General features: G+C 72.7%; 14 protein-coding genes. 13 read left to right on the forward strand and 1 reads right to left on the reverse strand.

Going from position 1 to position 12,148, the window contains the following annotated elements; genetic code table 11:
* Positions 1-2: 2 nt before the first annotated feature.
* The 8 genes from KTR66_RS23445 to KTR66_RS23480 are packed head-to-tail and all read left to right on the forward strand — an operon-like array spanning position 3 to position 7,638.
* Positions 3-455 (forward strand): Na+/H+ antiporter subunit E, encoded by a 453-nt coding sequence (locus KTR66_RS23445; RefSeq protein ID WP_213617044.1) that lies wholly within the window; start codon positions 3-5, stop codon positions 453-455.
* The gene (locus KTR66_RS23450; protein WP_213617045.1) at positions 448-711 is read left to right on the forward strand and encodes a monovalent cation/H+ antiporter complex subunit F; all 264 of its coding nucleotides are present in this window, start codon (positions 448-450) and stop codon (positions 709-711) included. The genes KTR66_RS23445 and KTR66_RS23450 overlap by 8 nt, the downstream gene beginning before the upstream one ends.
* Positions 708-1,001 carry a monovalent cation/H(+) antiporter subunit G gene (locus tag KTR66_RS23455; RefSeq protein ID WP_213617047.1) on the forward strand — a complete coding sequence of 98 codons (294 nt, stop codon included), beginning with the start codon at positions 708-710 and terminating at the stop codon, positions 999-1,001. The genes KTR66_RS23450 and KTR66_RS23455 overlap by 4 nt, the downstream gene beginning before the upstream one ends.
* Positions 998-1,936 (forward strand): hydrogenase subunit MbhD domain-containing protein, encoded by a 939-nt coding sequence (locus tag KTR66_RS23460; protein WP_213617049.1) that lies wholly within the window; start codon positions 998-1,000, stop codon positions 1,934-1,936. The genes KTR66_RS23455 and KTR66_RS23460 overlap by 4 nt, the downstream gene beginning before the upstream one ends.
* Entirely contained in the window at positions 1,933-2,220 is a 288-nt protein-coding gene (locus tag KTR66_RS23465) for an NADH-quinone oxidoreductase subunit K (protein WP_213617050.1), read from the forward strand. Before KTR66_RS23460 ends, KTR66_RS23465 begins: the two co-directional genes overlap by 4 nt.
* Positions 2,220-3,695 (forward strand): complex I subunit 5 family protein, encoded by a 1,476-nt coding sequence (locus tag KTR66_RS23470; RefSeq protein ID WP_213617052.1) that lies wholly within the window; start codon positions 2,220-2,222, stop codon positions 3,693-3,695. The genes KTR66_RS23465 and KTR66_RS23470 overlap by 1 nt, the downstream gene beginning before the upstream one ends.
* Entirely contained in the window at positions 3,692-5,290 is a 1,599-nt protein-coding gene (locus KTR66_RS23475) for a proton-conducting transporter membrane subunit (protein WP_213617054.1), read from the forward strand. The genes KTR66_RS23470 and KTR66_RS23475 overlap by 4 nt, the downstream gene beginning before the upstream one ends.
* The gene (locus KTR66_RS23480) at positions 5,287-7,638 is read left to right on the forward strand and encodes an AsmA family protein (RefSeq protein WP_213617056.1); all 2,352 of its coding nucleotides are present in this window, start codon (positions 5,287-5,289) and stop codon (positions 7,636-7,638) included. The genes KTR66_RS23475 and KTR66_RS23480 overlap by 4 nt, the downstream gene beginning before the upstream one ends.
* Here KTR66_RS23480 and glsA read toward each other — a convergent pair whose 3' ends face one another.
* Entirely contained in the window at positions 7,639-8,643 is a 1,005-nt protein-coding gene (glsA, locus tag KTR66_RS23485) for a glutaminase A (RefSeq protein WP_213617058.1), read from the reverse strand.
* 106 nt (positions 8,644-8,749) lie between these two features.
* Here glsA and KTR66_RS23490 point away from each other — a divergent pair, with 106 nt between their 5' ends.
* The 5 genes from KTR66_RS23490 to KTR66_RS23510 form a co-directional block, all read left to right on the forward strand.
* Positions 8,750-9,922 (forward strand): oxygenase MpaB family protein, encoded by a 1,173-nt coding sequence (locus KTR66_RS23490; RefSeq protein WP_213617060.1) that lies wholly within the window; start codon positions 8,750-8,752, stop codon positions 9,920-9,922.
* Complete coding sequence (locus KTR66_RS23495) at positions 9,919-10,956, forward strand: sulfotransferase (RefSeq protein ID WP_213617062.1); 1,038 nt, start codon at positions 9,919-9,921, stop codon at positions 10,954-10,956. Before KTR66_RS23490 ends, KTR66_RS23495 begins: the two co-directional genes overlap by 4 nt.
* A 242-nt stretch (positions 10,957-11,198) precedes the next feature.
* Positions 11,199-11,612 (forward strand): Rap1a/Tai family immunity protein, encoded by a 414-nt coding sequence (locus KTR66_RS23500; protein WP_213617064.1) that lies wholly within the window; start codon positions 11,199-11,201, stop codon positions 11,610-11,612.
* Positions 11,613-11,628: 16 nt separating this feature from the next.
* Complete coding sequence (locus KTR66_RS23505; protein WP_213617066.1) at positions 11,629-11,910, forward strand: glycine zipper domain-containing protein; 282 nt, start codon at positions 11,629-11,631, stop codon at positions 11,908-11,910.
* A partial coding sequence (locus KTR66_RS23510) for a hypothetical protein (protein ID WP_213617068.1) occupies positions 11,907-12,148 on the forward strand: 242 nt, incomplete at its 3' end. The genes KTR66_RS23505 and KTR66_RS23510, both read left to right, overlap by 4 nt.

Genomic DNA, 12,148 nt, shown 5'->3' on the forward strand with positions numbered 1-12,148 from the left:
GCATGGAGCGCGCGGCCCGCTTCGCGCTGTTCCTGGGGCTTTGGCTGGTGCTGGCGGATGGATGGTCGGGCCTGGGCTTCGGGCTCCTGGCGGCCGCTCTCGCCACCTGGGCGAGTGTGCGCCTGATGCCGGGGCGGATGGGGCTGCACCCCATTCCGGCACTGCGGTTGATCGGGCGCACCGCGGCGCAGACGCTGCTGGCTGGAACCGACATCGCGCGCCGCGCCCTCGACCCGCGTTTGCCCTTGCGGCCGGGCATGGTGGCGCATGCGACGGCGCTGCCGGAGGGCATGGCGCGCGATGGCTTCACCGCGCTGGCGAGCCTCGCCCCCGGCGCTCTGCCCGCCGGGACGGAGGGCGATGTGGTGATGGTGCATGCGCTGGACACACGCCTGCCCGTCGCGGCCGATCTGGCCGCCACCGAGGCCCTCTACGCCCAGGCGCAACATGGCTGAAGCCCTGCTGCTGGCCGCCGGGCTGATCCTGCTCGCCGCGCTAGCCGGGCTGTATCGGGCGCTGCGCGGCCCGGCGGCGGCGGATCGCATGATGGCGGCGCAGCTGCTCTGCTCGGGTGGCATCGGCGCCTTGCTGCTCGTCGCGGCCGCGACGGGCATGGCCGGCGTGGTGGATGTGGCGCTGGTGCTGGCGCTGCTGGGCGCCTTCGCCTCCGTCGCCTTCGTGCTGGCGGCGCGCGGGCTCAGCGGCCGATGAGCACCCTTCTCACGCTGTTCAGCGGCATCGCCATCGCGGCCGGCGTGGTCTTCTTCCTCGCGGGCACGGTCGCGCTGCTGCGCTTCCCGGACCCGCTGAGCCGGCTGCATGCGCTGACCAAGGCGGATAGCCTGGGCCTCGGCCTCATCGTGCTGGGGCTGCTGCCCTGGGCGGGCGGCTGGTTCGCGGCGCTCAAGCTGATCCTGGTCTGGCTGCTGGTGCTGCTGGCTGGGGCGACGGCCACGCAGCTCATCGCCGAGCGCCTGCGCGGCGAGGACCCGCCGCCGTGACGCTGCTGCTGGACCTGATCCTGGGCCTCGCCGTGGTGGGCGTCGCCGTCTGGACGCTGGCGGTGCGGGAGAACTTCCCGGCGGTGATCGGCTTCGTGGCCTATGGGCTGCTACTGGCCCTCGTCTGGGTGCGGCTCGGTGCCGTGGATGTGGCGCTGACCGAGGCGGCGCTGGGCGCGGGAGCCACGGGCGTCATTCTGCTCTTCGCCGTGGTGCGGCTGCGCGGAGGGCGTGCGGAGATTGACGCGGCGACACCCGGACCACGCCAGCGCCTGGCGGCCGGCATCCTGTGCGGTGTGGTGGGCCTCGCACTCGCCGTCGCCGTGCTCAGCCTGCCGGATCCGGCGCCAAGCCAGGCGGCGGCGGTGGCGCGGCACCTGCCGGAGCTGGGCGTGGCCAACCCCATCACCGGCGTGCTCATGGCCTATCGCGGGCTGGACACGCTGCTGGAGGCGGTGGTGCTGGTCTTCGCCGTGCTCGCCATCTGGAGCATGGCGCCGGACCGGCGCTGGGGTGCGGTCCCTGGGCCGGTGTTTCCGGTGCAGTCCAATGGACCGCTCTCGCTGCTGGCGCGGCTGCTGCCGCCCATCGGCATCGTGGTCGGCATCTACATCGCCTGGGTGGGCGCCGATGCGCCGGGGGGAAAGTTTCAGGGCGGCACCATCCTGGCGGCCATGGGCATCCTCGCCTGGGTGGCGGGGCTCTGGCGGCTGCCCCCGGTCGCCTCGCGCGGGTTGCGCTGGGCGGTGGTGGCGGGGCCGCTCGCCTTCATCGGCGTGGGGCTGCTCGGCTTTGTCTTCGCCGATGGCTTTCTCTCCTACCCGCCCGCCATCGCGAAGCCGCTGATCCTGCTGATCGAGGCGGCGATGACGCTCTCCGTCGCGGCCGCGCTGGTGCTGATGGTGGCGGGCCCGCCCGAGGGGCGGCGCGCATGATCTACGGCCTCGTCGCCTCCGCGCTGGTGGCGTTGGGCCTCTATGGCCTGGTCACGCAGCCGGCGCTGCTGCGCAAGGTGCTGGCCTTCAACCTGCTGGGCGGCGGCGTCTTCCTGCTGTTTGGCGTGGTGGCGGCGCGCGGCGGCGATCCGGTGCCGCAGGCGCTGGTCATCACCGGCATCGTCGTCGCCTTCGCGGCCACGGCGCTGGCGCTGGTGCTGGTGCTGCGCCTCTTCCAGATCACGGGCGCGGCCACCATCGCCGAAGACGAGACGAGACGCTGATGGAGGCGACACCCGGCGGCTTCCTTCTGGTCCTGATCCTGGTGGCGCCGGTCACCGGCCTGCTCATCGGCTTCGCGCAGGGTGGGCGCGCGGCGGAGCGGATCGCGCTCTGGGCCGCACCGCTTGGTGTGACGATGGCGATGGTGCTCCTGGCGGGCGTGCTGCATGCCCAGGCGCCCATCGTGGCTTTCGTGGGTGGCTGGGCGCCGCCACTGGGCCTGGCACTCCGCGCCGATGGGCTGGCGGCGGCCATGCTGATGACGACTGCGGTGATCATCGCAGCCATCACCCTCTTTGCCCGCGCCGACTACACGACGCTACCGGGAGCGCCGGAAGCGCGTGCGCCGCTTGCCTTCTGGTGTTTCCTCCTGGCGCTCTGGGCCGCGCTGAACGCCGCCTTCCTGGGGGGCGACCTGTTCAACCTCTTCGTGGCGCTGGAGATGCTGACCTTCGGCGCGCTGGCGCTGGCATGCCTCGATGGCCGCGCCACGCAGTTCAAGGCGGAGTTGCGCTACCTGCTCTTCGCGCTGATCGGCTCGGTGTTCTACCTGCTGGGCACGGCGCTGCTCTACGGCGCCTATGGCACGCTCGACATCCTGCTGCTGTCTCGCACGGCGCGCTCCGATGCGCCCACCATCGTGGCGGCTTCGCTGATGACGGTGGGGCTGCTCGGCAAGATGGCGCTGTTTCCGCTGCATCTCTGGCTGCCCGCCGCGCATGCCGGCGCGCCGCCAGCGGCGAGCGCGCTGCTCTCGGGCCTGGTGGTCAAGGCCTCCTATGTGCTGCTGCTGCGGCTGTGGTTCTGGGTGATGCCGGCGGCCCTGCTGCTGGCGGTGGCGCCGATCCTGGCCTTGCTGGGCGCGGCCGCGATCCTCTTCGGCAGCCTCGTCGCCCTGCGCCAGGCGCGGCTGAAGCTGCTGGTGGCGTATTCGACCGTCGCGCAGATCGGCTATCTGTTCCTCATGTTCCCGTTGGTCGCGGGCAGCGCGGCCGAGGTCGCGGAGCGCGCCTGGACGGGCGGTGCCCTGCAGGCGATCAGCCACGCCTTCGCCAAGGCCGCGATGTTCCTGGCGGCCGGCGTCATCGCGCGCGGGATGGGGCATGACCGGATCGCCGGATTGCACGGTGCAGCCCGCGTGGCGCCGCTCTCGGTGCTGGCCTTCGGGTTGGCGGGCCTCTCGCTCATGGGCATTCCGCCCAGCGGCGGCTTCACCGCGAAATGGCTGCTGCTGCAATCAGCGCTCTACGCGGGCCAATGGTGGTGGGCGCTGGTCATCGTGGCCGGTGGCCTGCTGACCGGCGGCTATGTCTTCCGCGTGCTGAGCGCCGCCATGCGCGCGCCTTCACCCGATTTCATGCCGGCCGCGCCGGTGGATGCGCGGCAGGAGCGCGTGGCGCTCGGCCTCGCCATCATCTCGGTGGTGCTGGGGCTGCTGCCGCTGGCCGCCTTCGGCCTGGTGCTGATCGGCCGATGACGCTCCTCGCCCATCTCCTCCTGCTCGCCACGATCCTCGCGCCGCTCGGCCTGCTGGCAACGGCCGTGACGGCGCAGGGCCGCCTGCGCCTGCCCGCGCTCCTCGTCTATGCGCCGCTGCCGGGCCTCGCGGCCGCGCTCATCGCCGGCCCGGCGCCGCCCCTGGTGATCTATGCCGACTGGCTGCGCCTCTCGCTCGATCTCGACGCGCCGGGTGCGCTGCTCCTGGGGGTGGCGGCGCTGCTCTGGTCCGCCGCCGGGGCCTATGCCAGCGCCTATCTGCCCGGCGCCACGCGCTTTGCCGGATGGTGGCTGCTGACACTCGCCGGGAGTCTGGGCGTCTTCATCGCGGGTGATCTTGTCACCTTCTACTTCGCCTTCGCGTTGGTCAGCCTTGCCGCCTATGGCCTTGTCGTGCAGGACGCGACGCGCCGAGCGCGCCGTGCGGGCGCGATCTACCTGGCACTCGCCGTGCTGGGCGAGGTGTTTCTCCTGTTCGCCTTCGCGCTGCTGGCGGTGAGCATCCCGGGCCAGAGCCTCGCCATCGCCGATGCCGTAGCGGCGCTGCCCAATTCGCTCGTGCGGAACGAAACGATCCTGCTGTTGCTGCTCGGCTTCGGGCTGAAGGCCGGCCTCGTACCGCTGCATGTCTGGCTGCCTCTCGCCCATCCGGCCGCCCCCATGCCGGCCTCGGCCGTGCTGAGTGGCGCCATCATCAAGGCCGGCATCATCGGGCTGATCCGCTTCCTGCCCTTCGAGGGCGGCATCGCGGGCTGGGGATTGGCGCTGGGGGTGCTCGGCTTCCTCACGGCCTTCTACGGCGTGGCGCTCGGCATCACGCAGCGCAACCCCAAGACGATCCTGGCCTATTCCAGCGTGAGCCAGATGGGCGTGGTGATGGCCGCGCTCGGCTTCGGGCTTGCCGCGGGCGATGCGGCAACGCCGCTCGATGCCGCGCGCTATGCCTCGCATCATGTGCTGGCCAAGGGGGCGCTGTTTCTCGGCGTGGGCGTGGCACTCGCCACCGGGGCGCGCCGCGCAGCCTGGATCATGGCGCCGGTCCTGCTGCTGGTGCTGAGCTTCGGCGGTCTGCCGCTGACCGGCGGCGCCCTGGCCAAGGAGGCGACGAAGGCGCAACTTGGCGCGGGGGTGCTGGGGTGGCTCTCGGCCCTCTCCGCTGCGGGAACCACCATGCTGATGCTGCACTTCGCCGACCGCCTGCGCGCCGGCCTGGCCGAGACGCCCGAAGCCAGCGCGCCGCCCGGCCTGATCCTGCCCTTTGCCGTGATGACGGCGGGCGCGCTGCTCCTGCCTTGGTGGCTTTATCCGGCGGCGGTCAAGTTCTGGCCCGCGCTCTGGCCCGTCCTGCTGGGCGCGCTGGGCTTCCTCGCACTGCGCAACTGGGGCGGCCGCCTGCCGCGCTGGCCGGAGGGCGATGTGCTGATCTTCGCCGAGCGCGCTGCCGCGCGCGTGGCGCCGCCGCTGGCCGAACGCGCCAGCCGGATCGAGGCCACGCTGCGGGCCTGGCCCAGCGCGGGCCTCGCGCTGCTCGTTCTCGCGCTGCTGCTGGGGCTTGCCATGGCGGTGGCGGCATGAGGCGCTGGGGGCTCTGGGCGCTCGCCGCCTTTCTGCTTGTCCTGCTGGCCACGCCCTTCGTGCTGCGCGCGGCGCTGGAGCGCGGCGCCTTCACCGAGACGCTCGACGCCGCTCTCGAGCGCGCCACGGGACGGGCGGTGACGCTGGGCCCGATCGCGCTCAGCCTCAGCCTGCCGCCCAAGGTCAGCGTGCGCGATGTGCGCGTCGCCAACCTGCCCGGGATGCAGGCACCGGATTTCGCCCGGATCGGGCGGCTCGAAGTGACGCTGGCGCTGCGCGCGCTGCTCGATGGGCACGCCGAGATCCGCGAACTGCGCCTTGCCGAGGCGGAACTCTGGCTGGAGCGCGATGCCTCCGGCGCCGCCAATTGGCGCTTCGGCGGCGAGGGTGGTGGCGCGGGTGGCGGCGCCATGCCGGCCCTGGTCCGGGTCGAATCCTCCCGCCTGCACCCGCCCGATGGCCTGCCGGGTCCGCTCGGCGTGGAGAGCCTCACCATCCGTCGCCCGCCGGCCGGCGGGATCGCGCTCCAGGGCCGCATCCGGCTGCGCGAGGAGGCGATGCAGGCGGAGGCGAGCCTGGATGCGTCTGCCATGGCGCGCGCCACGCTGGCGGGCGAGGGCTTCCGCCTGACGGGCCAAGGCCGCGTGGCCGCAAGCCTGGCCGACCCCGCATGGAACCTGGCGCTCACGGCCGACGTCGCCTCGCCCGCGCGACTCATGGCGCTGCTGGGCAGCGATGCGGTGCTGCCCGCGCTGGGCCCTCTGACGGGCTCGGCGCGGCTCGGGCCCGCTGGCAAGCTCTCCGATCTGCGCGTCGCAGCCGGGGCTTCCCAACCCTCCGCGGGCCTGACGCTCAGTCAGGTGGTGCTAGCGGCCCCGGCGCTGGATCAGGCGATGACGCTCAGCCTGCAGGGCCAAAGGGGCCGGGCGCCGCTCGCCGCGGAATTCGTGCTGCCGGCGCCGCGCACGGCCTTCACCGCCAGCGCACCCATGCCGGTGACGGCGCACATCACCTCCGGCCCGGCGCGGCTCACCGCGCGCGGCGCCTTCACCTGGAGCAATCCGCTCGGCGCCGCCCCTTTCGATGTCACGCTGAGTGCGCCCCATCTCGCGCCGCTCGGCCCGCTGCTGGGCCTCGAGCTGCCGGCGCTGCGGCAGGTCGAGGCGCAGGGCCGGCTCTCCCGCGCCGGCGCATCAGCCTTGCGCTGGGAGGCCGCGCGGCTCGACGCGACCGGCCTTCAGGCGACCGGTGCCGTCACGATCCGTTGGGGCGGACGGCCCAGCGTGCACGGCAGCGTCCAGTTCGCGATGCTCGATCTCGCCGCGGCCCTGCCGGCCGCGGGCCCCGCAGCTCCGCGCGCGTCCGGCCGCGTCATCCCCGACATTGCGCTGCCGGTCGCGGCGCTGCGCGGCTTCGATGCCACGCTCGACCTCGCGGCCGAGCGGGTGCAGGCGGCGGGGCTGAGCTGGCGGGGCTTGCGCAGCCGCGTGACGCTCGCCGCCGGGCGGCTCGAGCTTGCGGATTTCACGGTTACCTCGCCGGGTGGCGCCTTCGGTGGGCGGATCGGTTGGGATGTGGCGAGCACACCGCCGCGGGCCACGCTGGCCCTGCGCTCAGCGGGCCACGGGCTCGACATCGCCGCCATCCGGCGTGAGCTGGGGGCTGGCATCGGCGTGCAGGGGCCGGTGGAGGTGGCGCTCGATCTGCGGGGCGAGGGTGCCACCACGCGTGCGCTGGCGGCGAGTGTCAGCGGCGCGGCGGGCCTCGCGATGGTGGAGGGGCGACTTTCGCGCGCGGGCATGTTCCAGATCGGGCCGGACCTCACGCGCATCCTGCTGATGGGCCGCGCCCCGCCCGAGGGCGTGGAGATCCGCTGCTTCGCGCTGAGTTTCGCCGCCGAGGCCGGCATGCTGCGCAGCGAGGCGCTGCTGCTGGAAAGCTCGGCCGGCCGCATCACCGGCAGCCTTGCCGTCAACCTGCGCAACGAGACGCTGGCGGCGCAGCTGCGCCCGGATCTGCGCGTCTTCGGTGCCACGATGCGCGCGCCGGTGGGGATTGGCGGCACGCTCGCGGCGCCGCGCGTGGGGGTGGAGCCAGGGCAGGCGCTGGCGCAGGTGGTGGGCGATACGGTGGCGAACCGGCTGTGGCGCAGCAGCACCGTCGAATGGTTGCGCGGCGACAGCGGCGAGCAGGATTGCCCGGCGCAGTTGCGGCAGGCGCGGCTGGGGCGTGCGGGCCGCGAGCCGGCGCCGGCGCCCGCCGTGATCCCGCTGGTACCGCGTGAGCTGCAGGCGCCGGTGCAGGAGGTGTTCCGAGGCCTGGGCGGGCTGCTCGGCGGCCGGCGGTAGCTACGGCACGGGCCGTGAGGCGAAGAGGTTGAGGCCGAGCCCCTCGGAGAGGAACTTCGTCGCCAATTGGCCGCGTACGCTGTTGCCCGCGGCATCGAGCGGCGGCGAGAAGACGCCGAGCCCGCCCTTGCCCGGCGCGATGGTCACGATGCCGCCCGCAACCCCGCTCTTGCCTGGCAGACCCACCTCGTAGAGCCAGTCGCCGGAGTGCTCATAGAGGCCGGCCGTCGCCATCACGGCCAGCACGCGCTGGCACCGGTCGGCCTCCACCACGCGCTCGCGCGTCACCGGGTTCACGCCGCCATCGGCCAGCGTGGCACCCATCACTGCCATGTCCCGCGCGGTGACGTTCAGCGCGCATTGCCGCGTGTAGAGCTCCGTCGCCTCGTCGGGGTCCGCGTAGAGGCGGCCATAGCCGTGAAGCAGCCGCGCGATGCCCTGGTTGCGCTGGTTCGTCGCGGCCTCCGAGGCGTAGACGCCCTCGTCCATCGTCAGCTCGCGCCCGGCAAAGCGCGAGAGGCCCTCGCGCAGGAACGCCCATTTCGCTTCGATGCCGGTGCCGGGCACCAGGCTGGTCGTCGCGATCGCGCCGGCATTCACCATCGGATTCATGGTGCGCTCGGCGTTCAGCTCGATCGCCATGACGGAGTTGAAGGGCAGGCCCGTCGCGTTCACGCCCACCCGCTCGCGGGCGATGCCGCCGCCCAGCGCCTCGCATACGAGCGCGAAGACGAAGGGCTTCGACATGCTCTGGATGGAAAAGGCGTGCTCCGCATCGCCGACGGCGAAGCTGCGGCCGTCCACGCCCGCGATGCACAGACCGAAGAGGGCAGGGTCGGCCTCGGCCAGGGCGGGGATATAGTCGGCGACATGCCCCTCCCGCACGGGGGCGAAGCGCTCCCAGGCCTCGCGCACCAGGGCACGGATCGTCTCGGGCGGGGGCAGGCTGCCGGTGGAGACGGGCATGGCGCCGGTCGCTTCCATGCTGTGCAGGCGGTGGTCCATGGGCGCTCTCCTTGCGGAACGGGGTGACAGCCTAGAACATGGAAGGGCGCTCGGGGCCATGCATCCCGTTGTCGCGCTTCCTGATCCAGCACGGAGACGCCATGCCATGCTGATCCCGACCGAGTACCGCGCCGGCTTCGCGAAGGCTCAGGCGCTCGATCCCGAGATGGCCGAGCGCTACGTGCGGCACACCATGCAGGGCGATGCGCCTGCCGATGCAGTGATGACGGCGCTGGACGGCGTGCCGGGCGAGCGGCAGCGCGAATGGCTCCGGCTGGGCCTGGAGCGTGGCCCAGCCGCCATCCCTGATGCGCCCGACGCGCTGCGCGCGCTGCTGGCCGAGGCCGAGCGCGTGCCAGACTGGTTCGACCCCGCGCTCACGCGGGCCGGCTGCCGCGCCTTCCACGGCCATTCCGAGATGTTCATCGGCGCCTTCGTCGGCGCGGTGCTGATCGAGGGCTTCAGCACGCTGATCAGCAAGTCCTTCAGCATCACGGGCCGTCTGGTGGACCAGGGGACGCGGCGCCTGAAGCAGAACAACCGCCACCTCTCGGAGATCTTCATCCCCGGCGGGCTGGAGCGGGGGGGCGACGGCTGGAAGCTCTCCGTCCGCATCCGGCTGATGCATGCGCGGGTGCGCTTCCTGCTCGAACGCTCCGAGGACTGGGACGCGGCGGCCTGGGGGGCGCCGCTCAGCTCCGCGCATATCGGCTTCGCGACCGCGGCCTTCTCGGGCCTGCTGCTCAAGCGTGCGCGCATGCTGGGCGTCTCGCTCTCGGCCGAGGAGGCGCGTTCCTTCATGCTGGTCTGGCGCTATTCCGGTCATCTCATGGGTGTGGATCCCGAGCTGCAGGCCGCGACCGAGGAGGAGGCCCTCCGGTTGCACAGGATCGGCACGATCTGCGAGCCGCCGCCGGACCTCGAATCCATCCTGCTCGCCAATGGGCTGATCAACGCGGCGCCCGTCGTCGCGGGCATCACCGACGCGGCCGAGCGGCGCGCGCTGGTACGCCGGATCTATGCCATCTCGCGCGCGCTGATCGGGCCCACGCTCGCCGACCAGCTGCGTTATCCGCCGGCGCGCGGCTTCGGCGCGCTCGCGGTGCTGCGGGCCCGAAACCGCCTGGACCAGGCGCTGCGGCGCCTCATCCCCGCCTTCGACCGGCGCCGCCGCGCCGGCCAGTTCGGCCGCATGCTCGGCCTCTCCTTCGAGGGGGATGGTGAGCTGAGCTACCGCCTCGCCCACCACGTGCATGCCGAGAAGGACAATACGCCATGACCGGCCCCATGCTGCCGCCCGTCCTCATCCTCAGCACGGGCCGTTGCGGATCGACCATGGTGTCGGACCTGCTGAACCGGCATCCGGCGGTGCTGAGCCTCTCGGAGTTCTTCGTGCCGCTCGGCAGCCGCGCCTTCCGATGGTCGCGGCCGGACGGCGCGCGGATGTGGCGCACCTATGCCGAGCAAAGTCCGGCGCTGCATGCCATGCTGAAGGACGGGCAGGTGGTGGACGAGATGCTCTACCCGCTCGATGCGCCCGGCGCGCGCTACGGGGCGGCGAACCTGCCACCCATCATGATGGTCACGCTGCCGCATCTGACGGACCAGCCGGAGGCCCTGTTCGACGAGCTCGCGCCCTTCGTGAGCGGCCAGCCAGCCATGCCGCTCGCCGAGCACTATCACGCCCTGTTCGGCCAGCTGGCCGCGCGCTTCGGCCGGCGGATCTGGGCGGAGCGTTCGGGCGGTTCGCTGATGCTGGCGGCGAAGCTGTTGCGGCTCTTTCCCGAGGCGCGGGTGATCCATGTCTATCGCGATGGGCGGGACACGGCGATGTCCATGGCGCAGCACCACAATTTCCGCGTGCTGGTCGGCGCCATCAAGGCGAGCCGTCGCTTCGGGCTCGAGCCCACGGCGGACTTCACGCGCGATCGCGTCCCGCCCTTCCGCCCGCTGGTGGAGCGGCTGGCGTTCTCGTTCCTCGACATCCGCCGGGTCGCCTCGAATGTGACGCTGGCCGATCTCGGCGCCTTTTGGAGCAGGCTCATCATGGTGGGGGAGGAGGTGCTGGGCCAGCTTCCGCCGGAGCGTCTGTTCAACCTCCGCTTCGAGGATCTGCAGCGCGCCCCGCGCGAGACGCTGCGCGACATGATCCGCTTCATGGACCCCTCGCTTGAGGATGCGGCGTGGCTCGATGCGGCTTCCGCCGTGCCTCGCCCTGCGCGATCGAAGTTCGCGAACCTTCCGCCGGCGGAGCAGGCCGCGCTCACCGCCGCCTGCGCGCCCGGGCTGGAGGCGCTGGGCTACCCGATCTAGGCGGGGCGGCGTTCACGTCACAGGGGCCGGCCTCGGCCGGGGGGTGGCTCGACGGCCTGGCGATGCGCCTCGACGCATCATCCGCCAGGCGCGGATTGTGCGGCATTCAGCTGGGACGCAGCGCATGGCGGGCGCACGAAATTCCTATTGTTGCACCCGGACTCCGCGCTTAGCCTCAACTCTGCAAAAAACGTGCAGGTCATGGGTTGCGCCTGCCAGGGATCGGAAGGGGAGACAGCGCCATGCCGGATTCAAGATCTTGGTTGGGAGGCCTCGCGCTGCTGGCCCTGGCCGCCGGCCCTGGTCTGGCCCAGGCGCCCGATCCGCTGCCGCAACTCAGCACTGGCGTGCTTGCGGCGCTGTGCGGCGCGACGGGGACCGATGCGGATTCGATGACGGCGCAGGGCTATTGCCGCGGCTTCATCGTGGGCGTCGGGCAATACCACATCGAGATCACCCGCCCGGGCGGCATCCTGCCCGCCTTCTGCCTGCCCCAGCCCTCGCCGACGCTGGATTTCGTGCAGACCTCCTTCGTCGCCTGGGCGGCGGCCCATCCGGACCAGGCGGACACCAAGGCGGTGGATGGCCTGATGCGCTGGGCGGCCAGCACCTATCCCTGCGCCGCGCCGGCCCGGCGCCGTGGCGGCACGCGCTGACGCGAAAGGACACGCCATGAAGATCCGCATCCTTGCCCCGGCGCTGCTGCTTCTGGGCCTCGCCGCCTGCGACAGCACCGGACAGATGACGCCCACGGCGCAGCGCGTGGGGGGCGGCGCCGCCGTGGGCGCTCTGACCGGCCTCGCCATCGGCTCCATCTCCGGCAATGCCGGCACCGGCGCGCTGATCGGGGCCGCGGCCGGCGGTGCCGGCGGCTTCGCCTGGGATCAGCACCAGCGGGCCCAGCAGCGCGCCTTCAACCAGGGCATGGCGGCGGGGCGCGCCTCCTCGCAATGAGGGCGGCGGGCGCCGGGGCGGTCCTGCTGGCGGCGGCTCTCGGCACGGCCGGCGGCCCGTCCGCGGCCCACGCGCAAGGCACGGACGCTGCGACCATCGCCGAATTGCGGCAGCAACTGCAGGAGATGCGCCGGCGCGATGAGGAGATGCGCCGCCGGATGGAGCAGCTGGAGGCGCTGGTCGCGCGGCAATCCCGCGCGCAGCCCGCGGCCCCCACCCGCGCCGCCCGCGCGCCGGC

This window comes from Roseococcus sp. SDR (assembly GCF_019083995.1).
Classification (GTDB): Bacteria; Pseudomonadota; Alphaproteobacteria; order Acetobacterales; family Acetobacteraceae; genus Roseococcus.